The sequence below is a fragment of the Duganella sp. 3397 genome (assembly GCF_031456625.1).
GTDB lineage: Bacteria > Pseudomonadota > Gammaproteobacteria > Burkholderiales > Burkholderiaceae_D > Rugamonas > Rugamonas phyllosphaerae.
In genome coordinates this window covers 177,176-200,941 of record NZ_JAVDVB010000002.1, presented here as the reverse complement: position 1 = coordinate 200,941, position 23,766 = coordinate 177,176, and the positions used below count along the sequence as shown (strand labels likewise).

At 64.6% G+C, this 23,766-nt stretch carries 19 protein-coding genes and 1 pseudogene; 10 read left to right on the top strand and 10 right to left on the bottom strand.

The genetic code is table 11. From position 1 onward, the window contains the following. Window positions 1–44 precede the first annotated feature (44 nt). Window positions 45–1,325 carry an arsenic transporter gene (locus tag J2X54_RS05585; RefSeq protein ID WP_310178859.1) on the top strand — a complete coding sequence of 427 codons (1,281 nt, stop codon included), beginning with the start codon at window positions 45–47 and terminating at the stop codon, window positions 1,323–1,325. 8 nt (window positions 1,326–1,333) lie between these two features. After that, window positions 1,334–1,579: pseudogene (locus tag J2X54_RS05580) on the top strand (arsenical resistance protein ArsH); the annotation flags it as partial. Window positions 1,580–1,702: 123 nt separating this feature from the next. Here J2X54_RS05580 and J2X54_RS05575 read toward each other — a convergent pair. Continuing rightward, window positions 1,703–2,611 (bottom strand): DUF535 family protein, encoded by a 909-nt coding sequence (locus J2X54_RS05575; protein WP_310178857.1) that lies wholly within the window; start codon window positions 2,609–2,611, stop codon window positions 1,703–1,705. Between the two features lie 203 nt (window positions 2,612–2,814). On the opposite strand from J2X54_RS05575, the gene J2X54_RS05570 reads away from it, so the two are divergent. From J2X54_RS05570 to J2X54_RS05555, 4 genes are read left to right on the top strand one after another with little or no spacing between them, the layout of a single operon-like run. Next, the gene (locus tag J2X54_RS05570; RefSeq protein WP_310178855.1) at window positions 2,815–4,314 is read left to right on the top strand and encodes an efflux transporter outer membrane subunit; all 1,500 of its coding nucleotides are present in this window, start codon (window positions 2,815–2,817) and stop codon (window positions 4,312–4,314) included. After that, entirely contained in the window at window positions 4,307–5,125 is an 819-nt protein-coding gene (locus tag J2X54_RS05565; RefSeq protein ID WP_310178853.1) for a MipA/OmpV family protein, read from the top strand. The genes J2X54_RS05570 and J2X54_RS05565 overlap by 8 nt, the downstream gene beginning before the upstream one ends. Window positions 5,126–5,145: 20 nt before the next feature. Continuing rightward, a complete protein-coding gene (locus tag J2X54_RS05560) occupies window positions 5,146–6,321 on the top strand; it encodes an efflux RND transporter periplasmic adaptor subunit (RefSeq protein ID WP_310178850.1) in 1,176 nt (391 codons plus the stop codon). Beyond that, window positions 6,318–9,362, top strand: a complete 3,045-nt coding sequence (locus J2X54_RS05555; RefSeq protein ID WP_310178845.1) for an efflux RND transporter permease subunit — start codon at window positions 6,318–6,320, stop codon at window positions 9,360–9,362. The genes J2X54_RS05560 and J2X54_RS05555 overlap by 4 nt, the downstream gene beginning before the upstream one ends. Here J2X54_RS05555 and J2X54_RS05550 read toward each other — a convergent pair. Together J2X54_RS05550 and J2X54_RS05545 are read right to left on the bottom strand one after the other, a co-directional pair. Next, window positions 9,346–10,539 carry an ATP-binding protein gene (locus tag J2X54_RS05550; protein ID WP_310178842.1) on the bottom strand — a complete coding sequence of 398 codons (1,194 nt, stop codon included), beginning with the start codon at window positions 10,537–10,539 and terminating at the stop codon, window positions 9,346–9,348. The two genes, J2X54_RS05555 and J2X54_RS05550, sit on opposite strands and share 17 nt — an antisense overlap. A 2-nt stretch (window positions 10,540–10,541) precedes the next feature. Continuing rightward, on the bottom strand, window positions 10,542–11,246 hold the full coding sequence (locus tag J2X54_RS05545; RefSeq protein ID WP_310178840.1) for a response regulator: 705 nt from the start codon (window positions 11,244–11,246) through the stop codon (window positions 10,542–10,544). A gap of 277 nt (window positions 11,247–11,523) precedes the next feature. Between J2X54_RS05545 and J2X54_RS05540 the strand changes: the two genes are divergently transcribed. Both J2X54_RS05540 and J2X54_RS05535 read left to right on the top strand, forming a co-directional pair. Continuing rightward, complete coding sequence (locus tag J2X54_RS05540) at window positions 11,524–13,512, top strand: BCCT family transporter (protein WP_310178838.1); 1,989 nt, start codon at window positions 11,524–11,526, stop codon at window positions 13,510–13,512. A gap of 26 nt (window positions 13,513–13,538) precedes the next feature. Continuing rightward, window positions 13,539–14,240 carry a MarC family protein gene (locus J2X54_RS05535; RefSeq protein WP_310178837.1) on the top strand — a complete coding sequence of 234 codons (702 nt, stop codon included), beginning with the start codon at window positions 13,539–13,541 and terminating at the stop codon, window positions 14,238–14,240. Here the strand turns inward: J2X54_RS05535 and J2X54_RS05530 are convergent. From J2X54_RS05530 to J2X54_RS05520, 3 genes are all read right to left on the bottom strand, one after another. Further along, window positions 14,237–14,830: a cytochrome b gene (locus J2X54_RS05530; RefSeq protein ID WP_310178835.1), complete on the bottom strand. Its 594-nt coding sequence runs from the start codon at window positions 14,828–14,830 to the stop codon at window positions 14,237–14,239. The genes J2X54_RS05535 and J2X54_RS05530 overlap by 4 nt on opposite strands. Window positions 14,831–14,847: 17 nt before the next feature. Beyond that, window positions 14,848–15,921, bottom strand: a complete 1,074-nt coding sequence (locus tag J2X54_RS05525; protein WP_310178833.1) for a catalase family peroxidase — start codon at window positions 15,919–15,921, stop codon at window positions 14,848–14,850. Between the two features lie 97 nt (window positions 15,922–16,018). Next, window positions 16,019–16,357 carry a multidrug efflux SMR transporter gene (locus J2X54_RS05520; protein ID WP_070247217.1) on the bottom strand — a complete coding sequence of 113 codons (339 nt, stop codon included), beginning with the start codon at window positions 16,355–16,357 and terminating at the stop codon, window positions 16,019–16,021. A gap of 121 nt (window positions 16,358–16,478) precedes the next feature. On the opposite strand from J2X54_RS05520, the gene J2X54_RS05515 reads away from it, so the two are divergent. Continuing rightward, window positions 16,479–17,024: a TetR/AcrR family transcriptional regulator gene (locus J2X54_RS05515; protein ID WP_070247216.1), complete on the top strand. Its 546-nt coding sequence runs from the start codon at window positions 16,479–16,481 to the stop codon at window positions 17,022–17,024. 106 nt (window positions 17,025–17,130) lie between these two features. Here the strand turns inward: J2X54_RS05515 and J2X54_RS05510 are convergent, their stop codons facing one another. Next, window positions 17,131–18,216 carry a GGDEF domain-containing protein gene (locus tag J2X54_RS05510; protein ID WP_310178830.1) on the bottom strand — a complete coding sequence of 362 codons (1,086 nt, stop codon included), beginning with the start codon at window positions 18,214–18,216 and terminating at the stop codon, window positions 17,131–17,133. 284 nt (window positions 18,217–18,500) lie between these two features. On the opposite strand from J2X54_RS05510, the gene J2X54_RS05505 reads away from it, so the two are divergent. Continuing rightward, window positions 18,501–18,671 (top strand): hypothetical protein, encoded by a 171-nt coding sequence (locus tag J2X54_RS05505; RefSeq protein ID WP_310178829.1) that lies wholly within the window; start codon window positions 18,501–18,503, stop codon window positions 18,669–18,671. A 94-nt stretch (window positions 18,672–18,765) separates the two neighbouring features. On the opposite strand, the gene J2X54_RS05500 is transcribed toward J2X54_RS05505, so the two are convergent. From J2X54_RS05500 to J2X54_RS05490, 3 genes are all read right to left on the bottom strand, one after another. Next, the gene (locus tag J2X54_RS05500; protein WP_310178827.1) at window positions 18,766–19,296 is read right to left on the bottom strand and encodes a DUF4142 domain-containing protein; all 531 of its coding nucleotides are present in this window, start codon (window positions 19,294–19,296) and stop codon (window positions 18,766–18,768) included. Between the two features lie 121 nt (window positions 19,297–19,417). Then, window positions 19,418–21,922 (bottom strand): glycosyltransferase, encoded by a 2,505-nt coding sequence (locus J2X54_RS05495; RefSeq protein ID WP_310178825.1) that lies wholly within the window; start codon window positions 21,920–21,922, stop codon window positions 19,418–19,420. A 9-nt stretch (window positions 21,923–21,931) separates the two neighbouring features. Continuing rightward, window positions 21,932–23,692 (bottom strand): glycoside hydrolase family 2 TIM barrel-domain containing protein, encoded by a 1,761-nt coding sequence (locus J2X54_RS05490; protein WP_310178824.1) that lies wholly within the window; start codon window positions 23,690–23,692, stop codon window positions 21,932–21,934. Window positions 23,693–23,766: the final 74 nt, after the last annotated feature.

Here is a 23,766-nt window from a genome sequence, read left to right as displayed (position 1 = left end):
GGCCGACCGGCGCCCCCTTGTCTGACAATTTACCAGGAGCGCTCGTGCTTCCCGCCTTTCTGCTTTTCCTTGCCACCCTGGTCCTGGTGATCTGGCAGCCGCGCGGCCTCGGCATCGGCTGGAGCGCTGCCGCTGGCGCCGCCGTTGCCCTGCTCGCCGGCGTGATCCACACCAGCGACATCCCGGTGGTGTGGCACATCGTCTGGAACGCCACCGGCACCTTCGTGGCCGTGATCATCATCAGCCTGTTGCTGGACAAGGCCGGCTCGTTCGAATGGGCAGCCTTGCATGTCGCGCGCTGGGGCCGGGGCAGCGGCCGGCGCCTGTTCGTGCTGCTGGTGTTGCTGGGCGCGGCCGTGGCGTCGGTGTTCGCCAACGACGGCGCGGCGCTGATCCTCACGCCGATCGTCATCGCCATGCTGCGCGCGCTGAAGTTTTCCGCCCGGGCCACGCTGGCGTTCGTCATGGCCGCAGGCTTCATTGCCGACACCGCCAGCCTGCCGCTGGTGGTGTCGAACCTGGTCAACATCGTTTCTGCCGACTACTTCGATATCGGCTTTGCGCGCTACGCTGCCGTGATGGCGCCAGTCAACCTGGTGGCCGTGGCCGCCACGCTGGGCGCCCTGCTGTGGTTCTTCCGCGCGGATATTCCGGCCAACTACGACCTGTCACAACTGAAGGCGCCTGCCGAGGCCATCCACGACCGCGCCACCTTCGTCGCCGGCTGGTGGGTGCTGGCGTTGCTGCTGGCCGGGTTCTTCTGGCTCGAGTCGCTCGGGGTGCCGATCAGCGCGGTGGCGGCCGCCGGTGCGGTACTGCTGTTGCTGGTGGCTGGCCGCGGACACCGGATTTCCACCCGCGAAGTACTGGTCAGCGCGCCGTGGCAGGTCGTGGTGTTCTCGCTCGGCATGTACCTGGTGGTGTACGGATTGCGCAACGCCGGCCTCACCGATTACCTGGCCGCCGTGCTCAACGAATGCGCCAGCTACGGCGTGTGGGGCGCAGCGTTCGGCACCGGCGTCATCACCGCCGTCCTGTCGTCGATCATGAACAATATGCCGACCGTGCTGATCGGCGCGCTCTCGATCGATGCAACGAGTGCCACCGGCGTGGTGCGCGAGGCGATGATTTACGCCAACATCATCGGCAGCGACCTGGGGCCGAAGATCACGCCGATCGGCAGCCTGGCCACGCTGTTGTGGCTGCACGTGTTGTCGAGCAAGGGCATCCAGATTTCCTGGGGTTATTACTTCCGTGTCGGCATCGTATTGACACTGCCGGTACTGCTGATCACCCTGGCCGCACTGGCAGTGCGCCTGGCTTAATGGAGTTCCGAGGTCGCTGGATGCGCATGTTCACCATCCCCAACCAGTCGTCGGTGCCGATGGCGTACAAGGAATTCGACGAGGAAGGCCGCATGCGGCCCTCCGGATATTACGAGCGCGTCGTGGACGTGATGGAAGAACTGTTCAAGATGACCCTGCTGCTGCGTGGCCGCACCGATGATCTGACTGACCGCTACAGCGAACGCAGCGATCGGTCGATGAAAGCCATCGACCACGCCATCAACAGAATCTGACCCCACAGCACGCGCATACCGGTCGTGCCGGCTAGACAGACCGAAGCGTGCTGCGCATAGTGCGCGCAGGTCCATGCGCGGCTTTTCGATCAGGCCCTGCGCTTCGCCGAGGGTTCAGGCAGCTCACGCATACTGGCGCGCATGCTGCAGCGTAGCGCTGATGGATGACGTGAATTGGCGCAGCAGTTCATACCGCTGCCTGGCCACCGACCGTTTGCTCGACGCGATACTGGCGAAATCGGGCGGCGCCAGTGGCGCGCACGGCATGTCGTAGTCGCCATCGGCGCGCCGCTGGGCGCCGCACTCGAGCCAGAAGGCATCGTAGTCGGCGTGCACCTTGCCGTCCTTTAAGGCGCGGCGCACGGCGCGGTTGCGGTTGCCCACCAAGCGCATGCCGGCGCAGCCGTATTGGTGGCCGATCGCCGAGATCACCTTCAGCAGCAGGTTTTTCGGTCGCAGCCCGTGAAGTTGACGAGTGGCCTCGCGCACGATGTCGAGGCTGGTATCGCCGCGTGGTCCCTGCAGGCAGCCGATACCCAGGTAGATGCCATTGGCCGATTGAATCAGGGAAAATGCGCAGCAATAAACATGGACATCGTCATGCATCAGCTGCAAGGTCAGCTCGCCCTCGCGGTCCATCGGCTCGATCGCACGTAACACGATGCTGAGCGTGTGGCCCGATTTGCCGCGAATGCTGCCCAACTCCACGCCCGTGCGCGCGGCCTGCACCACCAGCGGCCCCCATCCCTCCCGCAGGACCGAATGATAGTGGCCGATCAGCAGCGACGTCCGCTGGCCGCTGTCGAACGTATTGGACAGATACGGGCGGAATACCTTGCCCACCAGGCGCGGACGGGCCGCGACCAGGTCGCTGAAGATGGGGTCCGAATTGAGTAGTCCGAGCCAGCCATGGCTGGCATGCGGCTGGGTAATGCTTCGTGCCAGCAGTTTGATCAATTCTCGCGCCCTGCTCAACCGGCTGTTGCCCTGCGCTCCCGAGCGGATCGTGACTTGCGAAGAAAAGTGCGACATATTCTTTACCTGGGTTGGCTATGATGCCAGGCAGGGTACGATTCGTCCGTGCAGTTTCGATGATGGATTGATGGAGAAACTGTGGAGGCGCAGGTTCTTCACGCTCCTCATTACCCGGTCCACACCATTTCTTGATACTTTCCACAAAGTACCTGCACCATTGAGTGGGAAGCTGGCGGCATTCCGACAACACCACCGCCACCATGCCCGCTCGACTTCCCGTTTTTCTCTGCACGCTGCTGCTCGGCGGCTGCTCGCTGGCCCCCGTGTATCAACGCCCGGCCATGCCCGTGCTGCCTGCCACGCTGGGCGCCACCGGTATCGCAGGTGTCGCCGGCGTCGCCGGTGTCGCCACAGCATCGGTCGGCACCGCCCCGTTGAACCCGGCCGAAGCACGCTTGCTGGCCAACTTCGCCCCGCAACACAGCGCCGCGCAACTGTCCATGCTGACCACGCTGGTAGAACAGGCGCTGGCCCACAATGCCCAATACCGGGTGGCCATGCGCCGCGTGGACGAAGCGCGCGCACTGGCCCGCCTGGAAGGCGCGGCGCGCCTGCCGACCGTGTCACTGCAGGCGGAAGGCAAGCGCACCAGCTTCGACAATCCCGACCTGGAGGCGACCGAGCGCGAACACTACAGCGCCGCCGGCATCGGCTTGGACTATGACCTCGACATCTTCGGCAGATTGCGCTCGATGGCGCAGGCGGCGCAGGACCGCTACGCCGGTTCGGAACAAGGCGCCGCTGCCGTGCGCGCCGGGCTGATCGCCGAAGTGCTGCGCGCCCACACCCAGCTGGTGGCCGGCAGCGCCGCCCTGCGCGTGCTGCAGGTCACCGATGGTTATCAGCGCCAGCTCGACGCCTATACGCAGCGCCAGTTCGACGTGGGCCTGATCTCGCGCGACCAGCTCGGGGCGCAGCGCGCCGCCACCGCCGCCCATCATGCCGCCACCATCGCTGCGGCGGGCCGGTACGCGACGGCGCAGCGTGCGCTCGACGTCCTCACCGGCTACGCGCCTGCCGCGTCGGTGGGCGCCAGCGGCGGCGTGGACGCGCTGGCTGCCAGCCCCTTGCCGCTCGCCGCGCTGCGCGACCTCGACGCCCGCATCCTGCTCGATCGCCCCGACCTCCGCCAGGCCGAGGCCGAACTGAAGGCGCGCCATGCCGACATAGGCGCGGCGCGCGCGGCGTTCTTCCCGTCGATACGGCTCACCACCGGCGTGGGATCGGTCAGCGAGGATCTCGGTGGCCTGTTCAAGTCGGGCAGCCGCGCCTGGACTTTCAATCCCACGGTAAGCCTGCCGATCTTCGACGGCGGCCGCAACCAGGCGCAGCTCGACGCGGCCGAACTGCGCAAGGACGCCGCCGTGGCCAGCTATGCGCAAGCCATCGAGGCGGCGTTCCAGGAAGTGGCCGGCGCGCTCGACCAGCAGCGCGGACTGGAAGCCGAGGCAGCGGCACGCCGCCAGCGCCACGACACGCTCACCCGGCGCACCGGCGCCATGGCGCTGCGGGTGGCGCAAGGCCTGCAGGACAGCACCGACCTGCTGGCCGAGCACCTGCGCACGGAAGATGCAGCGCTGGCCCGCATCGACGCCGCGCGCGACCTCGCTCTCAACCGGATTCGCCTGCTGCACGCCTTTTATGGCACCACGTTCTCTCTCAACCTCCCCATCACCCAGGATAGCCCACACCATGACTGATACGCTCCGCCCTTCGCTGCTGGCCGCCTCCGCCGCCCTGCTCGCCATCGCCATCACGACACCCGCCGCGCACAGCGCCGAACTGACCGTCAATTACCTGCTGGGCGACAAGCTCGAAGCGGCCATCGGCGCCGGCGTGCGGGTGGCGCCGCGTTACATGGGTTCGCGCGACACCACCACCACGTTCGTGCCCGTGGTGTACGCCCAGCGCGGCATCTTCTTCATCGACAGCAGCCGTGGCGCCGGCCTGCAACTGCTCACCGACTCCGGCTTTTACGTGTCGCAGTCGATCCATTACGACCAGGGGCGCGGGGTTAAATCTGACCTGTTCCGCCCCGGCGGGCGCGACCTGGCCGGCATGGGCGAGGTGCCCGGATCGGCCACCTGGCACACCCTGATCGCACAGCAGGTCACCCCCGCGCTGTCGATCAGCGCCGAGGCCGATGTCACGCTCAAGTCCCACGTGGACCGGCAGAACCTGCGCGTGGGCGCCGAGTGGAACGTGATCGATGCCGGCGACGAGCGCGTGGCGCTGGGCGCCAACGTCCATGTCGGCAACGCCCGCTACAACCAGGCGTACTTCGGCGTGACCGACGCCCAGGCGGCCAACACCCGTTTCAGCGCGTACCGCGCACCGGGCGGCCTGTATGCGTACTCGGTCAGCGCCCAGTGGGAGCACAAGCTGGCCGATCACTGGTACAGCTCGGTGCAACTGACTGCCATGCCGTTTGTCGAACGCGCCAAGGACAGCCCGCTCATGGCCCGCAAGACGCCGGTGGAAGCGATGATGACCATCCGGTACGTGTACTGACCGGTGGCCCAGGAGAATTCATGACACGACGTTCCTTTCCCTTCTTGCTTGGCACTGCGGCGCTGGTGTTGCTGACCACGCAGCTGGCGGCCTGCGACCGCCAGCCAGTCCGCGCTGAAGCGCCGCTGCGCATGGTCAAGCTGATCACGCCACCCACGACCGCCGCCGGCAACTACAGCTTCGTGGCGCTGGTACGGCAGGCGCAGCGCGCCGACCTGTCGTTCGAAAACGGCGGCCGGGTGGCCGGCGTGATGGTCGACGTGGGCGATACCGTCCGCCGTGGCCAGGTGCTGGCCACGCTCGACCCGGAACCGGCCCACCTGCAAATACTGCAGGCAGAGGCCCAGGTGCGCTCCACCGCCGGCCAGTTGCAGGAACGGCGCGACCAGCTGCGCCAGCAGCAGGCCATGCACGCCGATGGCGCCGCCTCGAAACTCACGCTCGATGCGGCGCAACTGGCCGTGACGATGGCCGACGCCGCCAACAGCTCGGCCACCGCCGCGCTGGAACTGGCGGCGCGCGCCCAGCGTGTTAGCGTGCTGCGCGCGCCGTACGCCGGGCGCATCAAGGCGCGCCTGGCGCAACCGGGCGCACTGGCCGCCGCCGGCCAGGTCGTGCTGCAAATCGAAGGCGACAGCCACCCGCAGGTGGTGGCCGACCTGCCGGCCGCGCTGCTGCCCGCATCGCTCAAGCCGGGCGCCGTGGTGACCGCGCGCCGCGCCGAGCCGGCCGACGCCAACGACACCACCAACACCATTAACACCACCAACCCCACCAACATCATCCGCCTCACCCTGCGCAGCCTGGCCGACCATATCGACGCCGGCGGCACAGTGCAGGCCATCTTCGACCTGCAACCGGAGCCGGGCCCAGGGCATGCGTCCCTGCGCAGCGGCGCAGCGCTGTCGATCGCGATCGACTCCGGCGCGAAGCAAGTGGCAACCCTGCCGCTGACGGCCGTGGCGCAGGGCGCCAGGTCCGGCACCGGCCACGTGTTCGTGTTCCACCACACCGGCAATGTGCTCGAACGCCGTTCCGTCGTGCTGGGCCGCCAGCGCGGCGACAGCATCGAGGTCACCGAGGGCCTGCAGCCCGGCGAGCAAGTCGCCGGCGCCGGCACCGCGTTCCTGATCGACCACCAGCGCGTGGTGCCGTACCAGGCCGCATCCACGCTGGCCGCCGGGGAGCAGCCATGAACATCACCCGCGCCGCACTCTCATCGAGCCGGCTGACCATCGTGGTGGCGTTGCTGCTGCTGGTCGTCGGCGTATTCACGTTCCTCGATTTTCCGTCCCAGGAAGAACCGTCCGTCACCGTGCGTGAAGCGACCGTCTCCGTGTCATTTCCCGGCATGCCGGCCACCCAGGTGGCCGACCTGCTGGTCAAGCCGCTTGAAGAGCAGTTGCGCGAGATCGCCGGCATCAAGCGCATCGTCTCCAGCGCCCGCACCGGCAATGCCATCATCCAGCTGACCGCGTATGACAACGTGCGCGACCTGCCCGCGCTGTGGCTGCGCGTGCGCGCCAAGGCCGCCGACGCCAGCGGCGCCCTGCCGCAAGGCACGGTCGGACCGTTCGTGGACGATGATTTCGGCCGGGTGGCCGCCGCGTCGATCGCCATTACCGCGCCGGGTTTCGGCATGAGCGAGATGCGCGGACCGCTGCGCGCCATGCGCGCGCAACTCTACACCGTCGATGGCGTGGAGCGCGTCACCATGCACGGCTTGCAGGAAGACCGCGTGTACCTCTCCTTCGACCGCGCACGCCTGACCGAGGCGGGCGTGGCGCCGCAAGCGGTGATCGAGCAGCTGCAAACGCAGAACATCGTCGAGCCGGGCGGCCTGACGGCGGTGGCTGGCCTGTCCATGTCGCTGGGCACAACCGGCATGCTCACCAGCGTGGCGTCGCTGCGCCAGGTGCCGATCCGCGTCAAGGGAGAAAACGGCGCGCGCACCGTGCGCCTGGCCGACCTGGCCGACGTGCGCCTGACGCCCGCCGATCCGCCCGACAGCGCTGCCATCTACCAGGGCCAGCCGGCCGTGGTGATGGCGGTGTCGATGGCTGCCGGGCGCAGCATGGAGGACTTCGGCAAGGCCCTGCGGGTGGGCCTGGACCGCGCCAAGGCGCAGCTGCCGGTGGGCTTCCAACTGCACATCGTCACCTTCCAGCCCTACGTGGTCGCGCGCGAGATGAGCAAGATGCACCACGTGATGGGCGAGACCGTCGTCATCGTGATGGCCGTCGTGATGCTGTTCCTGGGCTGGCGCACGGGCCTGATCGTGGGCGCCATCGTGCCGCTTACCATCCTCGCTGCGCTGATCGCCATGCGCGCTCTCGGAGTGGAATTGCAGACCGTGTCGATCGCCGCCATCATCCTGGCGCTGGGCCTCCTGGTGGACAACGGCATCGTGATTGCGGAAGACATCGAGCGGCGCCTGGTGGCCGGCGAAGACCGCGCCCACGCCTGCGAAGAAGCCGGCCGCACGCTGGCGATTCCCTTGCTCACCTCCTCGCTGGCGATCATCCTGGCGTTCTCGCCGTTCTTCTTCGGCCAGACGTCCACCAACGAGTACCTGAAATCGCTGGCCATCGTGCTGGCCGTGACCTTGCTCGGCTCCTGGCTGCTCAGCATTACGGTCACCCCGCTGTTGTGCCTGCACTTCGCCAAGGTGGAGCCGCTCCACGCGGGCGCCGAACATTACGACACCCGCTTCTACCGCGCCTACCGCAGCGTGATCACCACGCTGCTCGAGCACAAGCTGCTGTTCATCGCCACCATGACCGTGGCGCTGGCCGGTGCAGTGACCGTATTGGTGTCGATCCCCTACGATTTTCTGCCGCGCTCGGACCGGCTGCAGTTCCAGATCCCGGTGACCTTGCAGCCGGGCGTGGACTCGCGCGTGACGCTGCAGCGGGTGCGTACCCTGAGCACCTGGCTGGGCGACCGGCAAGCCAATCCTGAAGTGGTCGACAGCATCGGCTACGTGGCCGATGGCGGCCCGCGCATCGTGCTGGGCCTGGCGCCCACCCTGCCCGCACCCAATATCGCCTATTTTACGGTGAGCGTCAAACCGGGCACGGACGTCGACGCGGTGATCGACCGGGTGCGCCGCCACACGCTGGCCAGCATGCCCGACGTGCGCGCCGAACCGAAGCGCTTCTCGCTCGGTTCGACCGAGTCGGGCGTGGTGGCCTACCGCGTGACGGGGCCGGACCAGGCAGTCTTGCAGCGCATTGCCGCGCGCATCGCCGATCGCCTGCGCAACCTGCCGGGTACAATGGACATCCACGACGACTGGGAGGCGCGCGTGCCGCGCTACGTGATCGACGTGGACCAGCTCAAGGCCCGCCGCGCCGGCGTCGCCAGCACCGACATCGCCAAGGCGCTGCAATTGCGCTACGGCGGCGCCACCATCACAGGCATCCACGACGACGGCGTGACGGTGCCGGTGGTGCTGCGCGGCGACGCCAGAGAGCGCGGCGCGCCGGACGACACCATGGTGTATCCGGCCGACGGTGCAGCGGTGCCGCTCGGCGCCGTGGCGCGGGTGACGACCGGCAGCGAGCCGTCGGTGATCATCCGCCGCGACCTGGCGCCAGCCGTGACCATCACCGGCCGCAACCCCGGCATGACCGCCAGCGAAATCGCCGACACGCTGGCCGACGACATCGCCGGCATCAAGCTGGATCCCGGCTACAAGATCAGGCTGGGCGGCGAACTGGAAGATTCGGCCGAAGTGAACCAGGCGCTGCTGGGCTTCATGCCGCATGCGCTGTGTGCGATCATGCTGCTGTTCGTGTGGCAGTTCAATTCGCTGCGCAAGGTGGTGATCGTGGCGTCGAGCGTGCCGTTCGTGCTGATCGGCGCAGCCACCGCGCTGCTGATCACCGGCTACCCGTTCGGCTTCATGGCGACCTTCGGCCTGCTCGCGCTGGCCGGCATCATCGTCAACAACGCGGTGCTGCTGCTCGAACGGATCGACGCCGAACTGGAAACCGGCTGCACCCGGCGCGAGGCCGTGGTGGCCGCTGCCATCAAGCGCTTCCGCCCGATCCTGATGACCAAGCTGACCTGCATCGTCGGGCTGGTGCCGCTGATGCTGTTTGCCGGCCCGCTGTGGACCGGCATGGCGATCACCATGATCGGCGGGCTGGCACTCGGTACGCTGGTCACGCTGGGGCTGATACCGGTCGCGTATGACCTGCTGTTTTCGTTGCGCGCTAAACGGGCAGCTTGAGCACGACCTCCAGCCCGCCGCCGCTGCGGTTGCGGCACGCCAGCGTGCCGCCATGGCTCTCGCAGATGGCGGCGCCAATCGCCAGTCCCAGGCCGCTGCCGCCCAGGTGCCGCGAGCGCGAATCTTCGGCGCGCCAGAAGCGGTCCACCGCGCGCGACAGATGCTCTGCATCCATGCCGGGTCCACGGTCGGCCACCACGATGGTCACCATGGCTCCTTCCGCGTACGCGGTCACGTCGAGCACCTTGCCGTCGGCGGCGTAGCGCAGCACGTTTTCGATCAGGATCGAGACGGTCTGGCCGATGCGGTCGCGGTCGGCCCGCAGCGCCAGGCCCGGGTCGCACCGGGTGGTCACCACCAGCCCCGCTGCCGCGATGCGCAGCGTGGCCCATTCGAGCCGCTCGAGCAGCAGGTCGCGCACGCCGAAATGGTCTTTCTCCAGGCCCAGCTGGCCGGCGCGCGCCAGCGACATCAGGTGCAGGTCGCCCACCAGGCGGTTGATCTGTTCGAGCTGGCCGTGCACCTTGCGCAGCTGGTCCGGCTCGAGCGGAAAGACGTCATCGAGAATCGCCTGCAGGCGGCCCATGGCCGCGTTGAGCGGCGTGCGCAGCTCGTGCGCCAGCATGGCGCTCGATTCTTCCAGTTCGCGCTCGTACTGGGCCAGGCGGCGGCCCATGTCGTTGAAGTTATCGGTCAGCTCCGCCAGCTCCTGCGGCGCGCGCGGCGACGACGCCAGCCGGATCGAAAAATCGCCATCGCGTACCTTGCGTACCCCCGCGCCCAGCACCGTGAACTGGCGCGACATCGAGCGCGACACCAGCAGCCCGCTGATGATGATGAACGGCGTGACGAACACCACCATCGCCACCAGCATCCACCAGTCGTCATTGGGCATGGCGGGCAGGTACAGCGCGATGTTGTAGTGCTCGCGCAGCAGGTCCCAGATCTGGTCGGCGTTCTTTTGCGGTTCCCGGATCAGCACCTCGAGCTGCGCGCTCACGTCTGCCGGCACCTGCCGCAGATAGTGCTGCTCCTTGGCATTCAGGTACCACCACATGGTCAGCGCGATGACGATCACCGCGATGATCGCCAGCATGCTCATGCGCAGGCCCATCCACACCCACAGCGGCACGCCTTGGCGCCGCCATCGCGCGAACGTGGCAGACATGGCGGTCATGGTCACTGGAACCGGTAGCCGATCGAACGCACTGTCAGCAGCACGTTGTCGAGGCCATGGGCGCCCAGTTTGCGGCGCAGGTTGGAAATGTGGGTATCGACCACCCGCTCGAGGGCGTCGCTGTCGGGCAGGCAGGCGGCCAGCAGCTCGCTGCGGGTAAATGCCTTGAACGGTGCACGCAGCATCAGCGCCAGCAGCTGGAATTCGGTGGGCGTGAGGTCGAGCGTGTGTTCGCGCGCGGCAGGATCCACGATCACCGCCCGCACCGAGTCCGTATCGACCGTGAGCGGACCATGGCGCAGCACGCTGCCGGCGCCCACGCGCGGCTGCCACCGGCGCAGCACGGCGTGGGTGCGCGCCACCACTTCCTTGGGGCTGTAAGGCTTGACCACGTAGTCGTCGGCGCCGTAGCGCAGCGCCCCGAGCTTTTCCGGCTCGTCGCCGATGGCCGACACCATGATCACCGGCGTGTCGCCGCATCGGCGGATGTGGGAAAGCACGTCGGTACCCGACAGGCGCGGCAGCATCAGGTCGAGCAGCACCAGGTCCGGCTGCCAGCTGGCATACAGGTCCACCGCCTGCACGCCGTCACGGGCGATCTCCACCTGGAAATCGTCGCGGCGCAGGTAGGCCTCGAGAATACTGGCGCTGTCGGCATCGTCTTCCACGATCAGGATGCGCTTGCCGGTTGGGAGGTTGGTACTCATTTGTATGGGATTGTGGGGGGCAACGGAACTTTTTTTCGTGTGAAATTATAGGCGATCTTCTCTGTGCCAGGTTGGCCCAGGTATCGGCTTGGCCCAGGTATTGGTGACCTTGCCGTCGATCCGGTTGGCGCCTTGGCGCAATGCAGGTCCGACCTCAAAGCGGTACGGCGTCTTCCAACCTGGGCTGTCGCGCAGCGGGAGGCTAAATTTCTAAGGGACATCAATACGTTCGTCGAGGTGATAACCTTGTGCTAATTCTTAATCTGGTGCTAAACACATGTCCAATTCCAATACCGAGCAAGCCGCCAGCGCTGTACCTCGGCCAAAAATCCAGGTCAATCCACCCGTCTTTTTTATTTCAGCCGCCCTGATCCTGGTCTTTGTACTGTTCGGCGCCATCTTCCCGGAACTGGCCGGCGCCATGTTCGATCGGGTGCAGACCCGAATCGTGCGCGACTTCGGCTGGTTTTATATCCTGTCCGTCGCGATCTTCCTGATATTTGTCATCTTCCTCATGGTGAGCCGCTACGGGGACGTCAAGCTCGGCCCCGATGATAGCGAGCCGGACTACAGCTATCTTTCCTGGTTCTCCATGCTGTTTAGCGCGGGCATGGGCATCGGTTTGCTGTTTTTCGGCGTGGCTGAACCAATCCAGCATTATTCGAAACCGCCGGTAGGTCCGGGCAGCACGGTGGATTCTGCGCGCGAGGCGATGATCCTGACGTTCTTCCACTGGGGCATGCATGCATGGGCGATTTATATCGTGATCGGCCTGGCGCTGGCATATTTTGCGTTTCGCCGCGGTTTGCCACTGACCTTGCGTTCCGGCCTGTACCCGCTGATCGGCCGGCGGATTAATGGCCCCATTGGTCACGCCATCGATATCTTTGCAGTGTTGGGCACCATGTTCGGCGTCGCGACGTCGTTGGGGTTCGGCGTGTTGCAGGTCAACGCCGGCTTCTCGTACCTGTTTGGCATACCGGTCAATGCTGCCGTCCAGGTCGGGCTGATTGCCGCCATCACCGGACTGGCAACGTTATCTGCTGGAACTGGGCTCGACAAGGGCGTGCGCCGCCTGTCCGAACTCAATATCATCTTGGCGGTTGCGCTGCTGATCTTTGTGCTGGCAGCAGGATCCACCGTCTTCCTTTTGCAGGCATATGTTCAGAACATTGGCGCATACCTGGGTGCAGTTGTCCAGAGAACGTTCCGAATGTACGCGTACGAACCCAACACGTGGCTGGGGGACTGGACACTGTTCTACTGGGGCTGGTGGATTTCCTGGTCGCCGTTCGTCGGCATGTTCATCGCCCGTATCTCGCGTGGCCGCACTATTCGAGAATTTACGACAGGAGTGCTGCTGGTGCCGGTGCTGTTTACGTTCCTGTGGATGACCGTCTTTGGCAACACCGCCATTGCGCTCGACCTCAGTGGCACGGCTCCCATCGTCAAGGCGGTCGCGGAAAATATGCCCGTCGCATTGTTCAAGATGCTCGAGCAGCTGCCCTTCCCTCTCATCTCGTCGGGTATCGCCACCCTGCTGATCATCACCTTCTTCGTGACGTCTGCAGACTCCGGCGCGCTCGTCATCGACATGATCACGTCCGGCGCCGCTCCCAATCCGCCGGTGTGGCAGCGCATTTTCTGGGCCGTCAGCGCTGGCGTTGTCGCGGCGGTATTGCTGGTGGCAGGAGGGCTGAAGGGACTGCAGACTGCTGCGCTGGTCAGTGCGCTTCCTTTCGCAGTGGTCATGCTATTCATCTGTTATGGGTTATTGCGCGCATTGCAGACAGAATCCAAAGATGTTTCCATGGACCTGTCGCTCGACCTTGACGGTGAGCGCGAGGTGAAAGACCTGAGCTGGCAGCAGCGCCTGGAGAGCATTACCGGGTTCTATAAAAAACCGGACATCCTGGCGTTTCTCAGCGCAACAGCGCTTCCTGCGGTGGAGGCAGTCGCTGCCCAGTTGAGCGAGAGCGGACTGGTTCCGAACATTGAGCAACGCGAGGAGTATGTCGAACTCACTGTCCCGCATGGCGACCGCGGCATCTTCCGCTACATGATCCGGGCGCGCAGTTACCGGTCTCCGAGCTTTGCCTGGGCCGAATCCGCGAACGCTGCCCCGGACAGCAGGCACTTCCGAGCGATCGCCTCCAGCAACGAGGAGGACCGACAGCGCGACGTGACGGGCTATACCAACGAGCAATTGATCAACGACCTGTTGAGTCAGTACGCGCGCTTCCGCCATATACGGCGCGTCAGCTAACCGGAAAACAGGAAAGATTCTGCGATATGACAATTGCGCTGATCCTGGCCGCGGCAAAGAGCTTCCTGTTCGTCTTCGTGACGATGCTGCCCATTCTGAACCCCGCTGCCACCGCACCGATATTTTTGAGCATGACCAAGGGCGCCTCCGGCGCAACCCGGGAGCTGCTCGCGCGTCGTATCGCAGTCAATATGTTCTGGCTCATGACGGGGTCGATGCTGGTGGGGTCGTACGTGCTCGATTTCTTCGGCATCTCGTTGCCCATCGTCCGTATTGGAGGCGGACTGATCCTTGCATCGGTCGCCTGGCGGCTGCTGGGCGCCTCCCCGGACACGCCCGATAGCCGGGCAGCGCTGGCCGAAGCATTCACGCCTGACCATGCGCATAAACAGGCTTTTTATCCGCTGACATTCCCGATCAGCTGTGGCCCGGCGTCGATTTCGGTCGCCATCACCGTCGGCGTATCGTTGCATGACACCGAAATCATCATTTCACTGGCCCGCATGGGGGGCGCCCTGCTTGCCTTGGGGGTGATCGGCGTATTGCTGTATTTCGCCTTTCGATATGGCGAGCATTTCCTGCGCCTGATCGGCGACGCCGGTACGGCAGTGTTCTTGCGGCTGACAGCATTCATCCTGCTTTGCCTCGGTGTCCAGATCGTCTGGGACGGCGTGCGGGAACTGGTACTCGATATCGCTCTGTATTTCGGCAAGGTCGCCATGCTTTAATCAGAACCGGGGTTGCCCCGGCACCGGCGATGAAGCCCTGCTGGCGTCATGCTCGAGAACACCCCGTCACGGCGTACCCACGCATGCATGAGTGCGGCAGAAAGATGCATCAGCACGACGGCGAACAGCAGCCAGGCCAGCAGGCCGTGGGCGTCGCGCAGCACCGCGTACCACACCGGATCGACAGGCGCGATGGGCGGCAGCGTGACGCCCGCCAACATCGTCACCGGCCACCCGCCCGCCGAGCGCACGCCCCAGCCGAGCAGCGGCAACGAGAACATCAGCCCATACAGCAACCAGTGCGATGCCTTGGCTGCCATCACTTGCCAGCGTGGCAAATCGGCGGGCAACGCTGGTGCACCGTGACGCAGCCGGTTGACCAGGCGCACGATCACCAACAGCAAGATGGCAATGCCCAGCGGCTGGTGCAGGTCGAGCATCCGGGGTCGCCAGGTCAGCGACGCCATCATGGCTACGCCGATGAACAGCATCGCCAGGATTGCTGCCGCCATTGTCCAGTGCAGCAGTTGCGCCAGCAGATTGAAGCGTTCTGGCAGGCCGGCTTGATTACCTTGGCGAGTCGCGGTCATGGAACGGGTGTCGGTAGTCATTGTGGGGCCTTCTTTCCAACCGCATCGGTGGCATTGCCGTAGCCGATTTCGTGCAGCCGTGCGTTGTACGAATGGGCATAGATACCTGCCCGCGTAGCCAATACCGGGTCGTTCGACAGCGCCATGCCGGCCGGTATCAAGGTGGGATCGAAATTGATGTCGCGGCACACGCCATCAGTCTGGTCGAAGACCCGCTGCACTTCCAGCGTTCCGGCGACGATCTGGGAGCGGGTTTGCGGCCAGGGCTGCGATGGATCATTGACCGGATCGCCGGGCGCAGCGAGTTGCATCATCATGTCCCAATACAGCGGCGACTTCTTCAGGCGTTGCGCCACCTCGTCGAACAAGGCGTCGTGACTGGCCCGCGCACGCTCGTCAGCACTCCAGGCGGCAAATGGCGCGTGCGGCCGCAGGGACCAGCGCATGGCTTGCCGCTGGCCATCGCCGGCGACCAGATAGTAGGCGTGAATGGCGTAGAACGTCGCGCCGGCAAAGCTGCTGGCCCACGGTTTGACGGCATCTGCTTCCAGGTATTTGCGCGCTTCCGGATACGCCTTGAGGAAAGCCCCCAGCTGTTGCGGGTCGGGTTTACCGGTGGCCGGATCGGGGGCCGTTGCCTTGACCATCGCCAGGAAACCGGGGGCATCGCGGGTGACGAAATACGGCTCGTTGTTCATTTTCATGCGCCACTGCTGGCCGTTGTCGGCAGTGAGCATCATGGCCATGCTGACGGTGCTGGTGGAATTGTCGGCGGCATAGGGGCTCATGTTGCCAATCGAGAAGCGTCCGATGGCCCGGGTCTCCGGCTGCGTGAACACTCTGGCATCGGAGTACTTTGCGGCCGCGCCACTGGAGCGGAATACGCCTTCGAAACACACGCCCTTGCCGTGTGCGCGACGGTAGCCAGCAGGAAAATCATGCGGAATGTCTTCCAGGAAGGTGGTACTGGTTACGCGCTGGCCGAGCAAACCGGAAGTCCAGGCGAAGCCCGTGGCCAGCACGGCAACGACTGCGGCAATGCCAGCCAGGGCCGGCCAGCTGCGCTTCAAGTCCATGTCGCCGATCTTCATGGACAGCCTCCGTATCGAGGCTCATTGACGGACAACGCGAATGCGGTGCGGGGGGGGTTGCTCATGATGACTCCTTGGAATAGATACATCTCGCAAGTCAATGCGTGGCTGTCTTGGAAAACAGGTTCATCACGATCACTCCCGTGACTATGAGAACGATGCCGATGATGGCCGGAAGGTCCAGCCTTTGCTTGAAAGCGAACACGCCAAGCAGCGCTGTCAGGACAATGCCTAACCCGCCCCAGATGGCGTAGGCGACCGCCAGCGGTAAGCCTTTCAGTGCCTGGCCGAGTCCATAGAATGCGAATCCGTAAAAAACCACCACCAGCGCGGTTGGCACCAACCGGGAAAACTGTTCGGACTTGGCCAGGAAGGCGCTACCGGCAACCTCCGATACGATGGCCGCACCTAGCCAAATATAGTGTGCTGGAAACATGTCGGTCTCTTACTCCATGGTCAATTTTTGAATGTGAATCAGCTGCCGAGACCCTCATCGATCGCGGCGATTTTTACAATACGATCGTATTGTACGTTATTTTTTGTTGTAGAATCCAGCGATGACTTCCAAAGCCAACACTCCCCGTCCTCCGAAACAACCAGACCAGGTTAAAAAGAGACTTTTCCGCTCGGCGACAACTTTATTGAGTACCGGGCAGCCCGTTTCTATCGGGGCAATCGCCGGTGCAGCCGGGGTCAGCAAAGGTGCCGTGCAGCATCACTTCGGCACGAAAGAACAGCTGCTCGCTGCGCTTTTCGATCTCTACATGGACGAATTCAACGAAGCATTGGCGTTGGAAGATACCTCGGCGCCACCAGCCTTGCGCTATGCGCGCATGTCGCTCAATGCCACCTCGTACGAGGACACCGAAGGGTGGCGCGCTATGGTCGTGGCCACTGTGATTGACCGCGGATTGGCGGCCCGGTGGAGCGAACGGGCGGAAAGTGAGCGTGCGCTCGACCAGCCACCGGCTGCGAATGCCCTGCTCGTACGTCTGGCGGCAGACGGGTTATGGCTGTCGGATTTGCTGTCTACCTACAAGGTCGACAAGAAACAGCGCGAGGAACTCGATGTGTTGATGCAAGGACTGCTCAGGAATCCTTGACCGCCAGCGCGTCAATGAAATTTATGGAACCCGCAGATTATGGACCACCTGACCGGCCGCTTTGTCGATCAGCCGAACAGTGTCGGATGGCGCCGGGTGTGCGCGCTTACGCCGCCTCGCTGCGGTCGCGGCCGGCGGCCTTGGCGCGGTAGAGGCCGGCGTCAGCGCGGGCCATCAGCGCTTCCAGGCTCTCGTCTGGCGCCTGCTGGCTGGCGATGCCGATGCTGACCGTGTAGTCCGGCATGTCGCCGCCACGCGCCTCGAACAGCGACGCCCGGATCCGTTGCGCAGTCGATTTCGCCTGCTCGGCCGTGGTGCCCGATAGCAGTACGATGAACTCCTCGCCGCCGAAGCGCGCCACGTGGTCGATCTCGCGCAGGGCCGAGACAGTGGTATGCGCCGCATGCACCAAAACCCGGTCGCCGACTGCGTGGCCGTACTGGTCGTTAATCGCCTTGAAGTAGTCGAGGTCGATGCTGAGCAGGGTCATCGGCTTGCCATGGCGTTTCATCAGCGCCACTTCGCGGTGGTAGGCAGCGGCGAAGCCGCGCCGGTTCAGCACCCCGGTCAGTGGGTCCGAGTTGGAGCGGTGCTCCATCACAACCTGCAGACGCCGGGTAGCGATGGTCATGAAGCCGACCGCCATCATCAGCGTCATGAAATTGGCCGTCAACAGGAAAATGCCCTGTACCGCACCGTTGCTGGCGTTGCTGGTGCCGACCGCGCCGCTGAGCGCCGCGAACAACCGCAACAGCAGCACCAGTGACTGCACCAGCAACAGCGTGCCGAAGAACCAGCTGGAGAAGTGGCGTTCGCCATGGCGCACCAGCAGCACCAGTTGCGCCACGTAGAACGACAGCGTCAACAATGAAAACACCGCCACCCGCAACGCGTAGTCCTGGGTGATCACATACCAGCCGACCAGGCAGACCATGCCGATCACCCACGCCAGCGCCAGCCACCACCAGCTCGGCTTGCGACCGAAGAATAACTGGGTGCCGATCAGCATCAGCCCGGCGGCGCCGAGCATGGTGCTATTGGCCGCAAACAGTAACACCGCTTCCGGTATCAGCGGGCCAGCGCAGAACAGCAAGCCGCTCGCCGTCAGCGACAACATGCCGAGCGACTGATGGCCCAACCCTTGCACGTCGGCAGGGAAGCTGCGGTAGGCGGAAAACAATACGATGGTCATCGCCGCCGCCATCAGGGTCGACGTCAGAACGATGGTTGCAGGATCGAGCAATGTCACAGGGAAAAGTGGGCAGATGTCGTGGATCTGCAAGGATACCAGCAACCAAGTACCGCCGGCACGGCTCACAACGCAATTTGCCTGCACCTCCCTGGCGACTGCGGCACTTCCCTGGCGACTGCGCCGCGTGCGAAATTGACATCAAATCCATACGAATGTTCGATACCACACGTCGGTCCGAACACCGGCCGCGCAAGATGGAAGCTCCTCAACCCACGGAGTTCATCATGACCAAGCAAAAGTCAGGCGGTTCCAACAAGCAATCGTCGACCGAGAGCGGATCGAAGCAATCGGCCACGCCAGAGAAATCCAAATCCGGCAAGGATGCAGCAAGCCACACCAAAGCGGCCGGCACCAAGAGCGCCGGTGGCGGCGCCAAGCAAAGCCGGAAGCACTAACGCCTATAACGAAGGGGCGGCAGCCAGGCTATGGTTGCCGCCCCTTCGCCGCGCAAGGAACAGGTCAGTCCCTACACCGCAGTGCTCAGCAGCATCACTTGACGGCAGTGGCGAGCTTCTTCGCCATTTCCACGTGATGGGCGACGGTCGGTTCGAGCTTGGTGGCCAAGGCCTTGACATCCGCATCTTTCAACATCGAGATATCTTTTTTCAGCGATGCGTGAACGTTAAGGTGATCGGCCACGCCGGCCCGCTTGGCATAAGCCAGATCAAATTTGTCTGCGGGCACGGCTTTGAGTTCGGCCGCAAGCTTTTGATGCGCCATATCCGGCTCGGACGGCAGCGTCACCTTCTTCGCTGCGGCAACTTTCTTCGTCTCCTCCAGACCCTTGGTATGATCGTCGATCATCATCTTCGCAAAGGCCTTCACGTCCGGATTGCTACTCTTTTGCAACGCCATCTTTCCCGCCTCGATTTCAGCGATATTGGCTTGCGCGATGCCGACGAGTCGCGCGGCGTCGTCCTTGCTGATGGTAGCGGCTGCATTGGTGCTGGTCTGGGCATGCACGCCGGCGGCGAGCGACGCTGCTATCGATAACGCAATAAACAGTTTAGCTGGTTTCATGGTGGGGCTTTCAAAGTGTTATGAATGAGATTTTTCTCGTAAAGCCGAGTCTGACGAATGAATGAAAAGGTTTCTGTACGGCAGACCACCAAGACCAGCACAGCGGCATCGCGCCCAAAGCTCAGGCAGCCGGTCTCATCGGCGAAGTCGCCGGGCGCAGCGGGTTGATCTTGTCGGGTTCGCCGTAGTTCGGCACACCGACTACAATCGCTGCGCTCTGCTCCACTGCAAGCGCGGCCACATGCCCGGGCAGCCGCGCCGGGGTATCGGCGCGCATGTCCTCGATCAGCGCATGCATCTGGTCGGCAGTGCCGTCCCACGAGGTGCGGGCGACGACTGCCCGCATCTGCGTCGCCATGGCAGCGCGCGCGGTGGGGGTCAGCGCCAGCGCCGCCTCGCAATGGGCGATGAATTCGGCGTGACCGTGGCCGATGGCGACGATATCGCCGTATGGCACTTCGACATCGGTGATCGCGGTGCTGACGATCGGCAGCTCGGCGGCCATGTATTCGAGCACCTTGGTGGGGCTGATGAATTTGGTCGATTCATTGAGCGCAAACGGCAGCAGGCACACGTCCCAGCCGGCCAGGAATTGCGGCAGCGCCTGGTAGGCCTGCTGGCCCAGGTAATGGATGTTGGGCCGCTGCGGCAGCGCCGACGGTTCGATCTTGACCACCGGCCCCACCAGCACGATATGCCACTCGGGATGGGCGTCGGCCATCGCGGCGATCAGTGCGGTGTCGAACCGTTCGTCGATCACGCCGTAAAAGCCCAGCCGCGGATGCGGGATGTCGGCGTGCAGCGGATGGGCGTTGCTGCGGTCGAGCGCCTGCTCGAAGTGCACGGTATCGACGCTGCTGGCGAAGCAATGGACGTTGGCGTGCCGCGGGCGCTTGGCCTCATACAGGCTCGGGCCACCGGTAAACACCAGGTCGGCAACGCCAAGCAAGGCGCTCTCGCGTTGCAACAGCTGGCGCGGCGGATTCTTGAAGGCCGACAGTTCATCCATGCAGTCGTACACCACCAGCGCCGGATGCAGGTCGGCCAGCAGCGGCAGCGCCATCGGCGTGTAGAACCACACGACCGGATTTTCCCCGTGGGGCACCAGCTTGTTCAGCAGCGACTGCAGCACCGGGATCTGGTCGTCATGGAAGCCCGCTGCGTGCACCGGCGTATGCGGCTGGCACACGGTGACGTTGGGCGCCGGATGGTAGGTGCGCAGATGGGGTTCGGCCTCGTCGAACACCGGCTCTTCGACGAACAGCACCTTGTAATGCTGGGCCAGGCGGGTCAGGAGATGTTGTGGGCGCTGATAAACGAAGTCCCAGCGCAGATGACAAAAAACGATAACAGTATTCATGACTCTCTCCCTGATGTGCCCTTGCGGGTGTAAACCTGTTCCCGGCCCCGGGAACAGACGTGTAAGACGGGTAAGCAGGCGCTGCCCCTGTTGCAGGGCGACGCCGTATGGCGCCACCAGCTGCCGCGCCAGCGGGTCCGGACCGTCGCGGTCCAGGTCCCACAGCCCGCTGCGGTGCCAGTGGTGTTCGTGCTCCCAGTCGTTGCGGTCGACGATGGGATAAAGACAGATGCCCTGCATGGCCACGCCATGTTGCAGGGCCAGCGCGGTTTGACTGGCCATCTCGGCAATCCAGGCGCCGCGGCCGCTGCCCACGTGGCTGGTTTCGGCCAGCAGCACCGGGCGCTGATAACGGCGGTGCAGTTCCAGCAGGCTCAGATGAAGCGGCTTGCGGCGGGGGTCGCCCAGGTGCCACCACAGGCGCGCGCTGGTGCCGCTTTCCCACTGGTTGGTGTCGTAGTAGTTGGCGCCGATGAGGTCGAGATAGCGCGGTGCGCCGCCCAGCTCGGGTTCACGCTTGCCGCACAACATGTCCCAGGCGTCGTACTGGGCGGCGCTGGCGCCGTCCGCTTCCTGCTGCCACTCCGGACGGCCGGTGGGCGCGATCACGTGGATCAGCGGATCGCAGTGGAGGATGCGGGCGCCCGGCGTCACGTCCCAGATCGCATCGCAGCCGGCCAGTGCGGCGCGCACCAGTTGGCGCTTGCCTTCGGTCGCTGCGCGCGGATCGAACATGTTGGTGCACCTGAACATGTGGACCGACAGGCCCCAGCTGGTAAACGAGATCTCGTTGATCGGCGAGTACACGGGCGCCGGGCCGGCGTAAGGCGCCAGGTACTGGGCGGCGGCGCGGCAAAACCGCGCGAAACGGGTGACGAAGTCGGGGGCATAGACATCGATCTCGTCGGGCCAGCCGTAGTGGCAAAAGGTCCAGCAGATCTGGATGCCCAGTTCGTGCGCAGCCAGCAGGCGCGCATCGAGGCTGGAAAAGTCGAAGACGCCGTCGCGCTCCACCAGGCGCCAGCCAATCGACTCGCGCACGGTCGTGATGCCGAACTGCCGCAACAGCAGGTAGTCTTCGCGCGCACGCTCGACGTGGCCGTTGGCGGCGTTCATGTCGAGCGCCCGGCCGCCGTGGTTGACGTGGTCGGCGCCTTCATAGCCGCCCTGCCAGAACGAGGCAAACGGCGCGGGCTGCGATGTTGGCGATGCAGTTGGCGATGCAGTTGGCAATGCAGTTGGCGATGAGGTTGGCGGTGCCGACATGGGGCGCTTTCAATATTGAACGTTGCGGGTGGCGGCACTGATCTGCTCAAGGGGAATCTTGGGACTGCGGTCGGCATTGAGCAGTCCGTTGGTTTCCTGGAAGGTGTCGGCAAACTGGGTGTAGCAAAAGCCGCTGAACATCGCGGTTTCGTTCACCACCTGCAGCAGGTCGCGATACAGCGCGTGGAATGCCTCGGCCGTGTTGGCGCGCGAGTAGCCCCAAGTATGATGTTCGGACGCGCGCGGATCGTAGGCGACGCCGCCAAACTCGGTGAGCACGATCGGCTGGCCGCGATGGGGAAAGCCGTCGAGCGTGAGGATGCGGCCACCGGGACGGCGGCGGTCGAACAGGGTGTTGGACTGGTGCTCGGCCTCGTAGCGGGCGCGCAGCTTGTGCGGGTCGCCATCGTAATCGTGGATGCCGAGGATGTCCGTGGCCGACGCTTCCCAGCCGTCGTTGCCGATCACGGGCCGGGTGGCGTCGAGCATGCGCGTGAGGTGGTACAAGGCTTCCACTGCATTGCGGTGGGCCTGCATGGCAGTGAGGTTGGGCACGCCCCACGATTCGTTGAACGGCACCCAGACGATCACGCACGGGTGGCTGTAGTCGCGTTCGATCGCCTCGGTCCATTCGCGCACCAGGCGCGACATCGCGCGCGGGCTGAAGGCATAGGCCGATGGCATTTCTTCCCACACCAGCAGGCCCAGGCGGTCGGCCCAGTACAAATAGCGCGGATCCTCGATTTTCTGGTGCTTGCGCACGCCGTTGAAACCCATCGCCTTGGCCAGCTCGACGTCGCGGCGCAGCGCGTCGTCGGACGGCGCCGTCATCAAGGACTCCGGCCAGTAGCCCTGGTCGAGCACCAGGCGCAGCTGGTAAGGCCGGCCGTTGAGCATCAGCCGGTCGCGCGTGATCGAGACCGAGCGCAGCGCGGTGTACGAGCGCACGGTATCGAGCACGGTGTCGCCGCAGCGCAGCACCACTTCGGCATCGAACAGCGTGGGATGTTCGGGACTCCACAGCAGTTCGTTGCGCGAATCGTCGATGCCGGGATCGGGCAGCGCGATCTTGCGCATGGTGTCCTGCCCGACCATCGAATAGCGGTCGTCGGCAAGCAGTTTGTCGCCGTGCCACAGCCGCACTTCCACCGACAGGCCGGTGCGCTGGGCGCCAGCGGTGACCACTTCGCAGCCGATCTCGAAGCCGTCGAAGATCGGCGTCCAGCGCAGCCGTTCGATATAGGTATCGCCCACGGTTTCAAGCCACACGGTTTGCCAGATGCCCGTGGTGCGCGGGTACCAGATCGAGTGCGGGTCCAATTGCCAGTCCTGCTTGCCGCGCGGCTTGGCCAGGTCGGCCGGATCGTCTTCCACCCGCACTACCAGCACTTGCGGGCCGTCGGCCACGATGGCATCGGTGATATCGGCAGTAAATGGCGTATGGCCGCCTTCGTGCTGCGCCACCAGATGACCATTGAGCCAGACGCGGGCCGCGTAGTCGACCGCGCCGAAGTGCAGCAGGGTACGCCCGCCAGTGCCAAGATCATCGAGCGTGCGGCGGTACCACACGCACGGATGGAAGCCCTGGTCGGCAATGCCGCTGGCAGCCGATTCCGGCGCGAATGGAACGGTGATGCGGTGCTGCCAGTCGATGGGGTCGTGCGGTGCGGAGTGGACCTGCGTGTCGTCGAAGGCGAAATCCCATACGCCGTTGAGGGAGGTCCAGCTGGAGCGGACCAGTTGCGGTCGGGGATAGTCGAATTGGGGCACGCAGGTCTCCAGTTGAGATGGCGGGAAATATTAGAAACATGGTATCAATCGCCGCCGCCCTGTCACTTCTTGCG

Excerpts from the sequence above, each read along its gene's own strand:
- J2X54_RS05575 (WP_310178857.1), bottom strand. The coding sequence starts at position 2,611 with ATGTCGCACTTTTCTTCGCAAGTCACGATCCGCTCGGGAGCGCAGGGC.
- J2X54_RS05570 (WP_310178855.1), top strand. The coding sequence starts at position 2,815 with ATGCCCGCTCGACTTCCCGTTTTTCTCTGCACGCTGCTGCTCGGCGGC.
- J2X54_RS05565 (WP_310178853.1), top strand. The coding sequence starts at position 4,307 with ATGACTGATACGCTCCGCCCTTCGCTGCTGGCCGCCTCCGCCGCCCTG.
- J2X54_RS05560 (WP_310178850.1), top strand. The coding sequence starts at position 5,146 with ATGACACGACGTTCCTTTCCCTTCTTGCTTGGCACTGCGGCGCTGGTG.
- J2X54_RS05555 (WP_310178845.1), top strand. The coding sequence starts at position 6,318 with ATGAACATCACCCGCGCCGCACTCTCATCGAGCCGGCTGACCATCGTG.
- J2X54_RS05550 (WP_310178842.1), bottom strand. The coding sequence starts at position 10,539 with ATGACCGCCATGTCTGCCACGTTCGCGCGATGGCGGCGCCAAGGCGTG.
- J2X54_RS05545 (WP_310178840.1), bottom strand. The coding sequence starts at position 11,246 with ATGAGTACCAACCTCCCAACCGGCAAGCGCATCCTGATCGTGGAAGAC.
- J2X54_RS05540 (WP_310178838.1), top strand. The coding sequence starts at position 11,524 with ATGTCCAATTCCAATACCGAGCAAGCCGCCAGCGCTGTACCTCGGCCA.
- J2X54_RS05535 (WP_310178837.1), top strand. The coding sequence starts at position 13,539 with ATGACAATTGCGCTGATCCTGGCCGCGGCAAAGAGCTTCCTGTTCGTC.
- J2X54_RS05530 (WP_310178835.1), bottom strand. The coding sequence starts at position 14,830 with ATGACCGCGACTCGCCAAGGTAATCAAGCCGGCCTGCCAGAACGCTTC.
- J2X54_RS05525 (WP_310178833.1), bottom strand. The coding sequence starts at position 15,921 with ATGAAGATCGGCGACATGGACTTGAAGCGCAGCTGGCCGGCCCTGGCT.
- J2X54_RS05520 (WP_070247217.1), bottom strand. The coding sequence starts at position 16,357 with ATGTTTCCAGCACACTATATTTGGCTAGGTGCGGCCATCGTATCGGAG.
- J2X54_RS05515 (WP_070247216.1), top strand. The coding sequence starts at position 16,479 with ATGACTTCCAAAGCCAACACTCCCCGTCCTCCGAAACAACCAGACCAG.
- J2X54_RS05510 (WP_310178830.1), bottom strand. The coding sequence starts at position 18,216 with ATGACCATCGTATTGTTTTCCGCCTACCGCAGCTTCCCTGCCGACGTG.
- J2X54_RS05505 (WP_310178829.1), top strand. The coding sequence starts at position 18,501 with ATGACCAAGCAAAAGTCAGGCGGTTCCAACAAGCAATCGTCGACCGAG.
- J2X54_RS05500 (WP_310178827.1), bottom strand. The coding sequence starts at position 19,296 with ATGAAACCAGCTAAACTGTTTATTGCGTTATCGATAGCAGCGTCGCTC.
- J2X54_RS05495 (WP_310178825.1), bottom strand. The coding sequence starts at position 21,922 with ATGTCGGCACCGCCAACCTCATCGCCAACTGCATTGCCAACTGCATCG.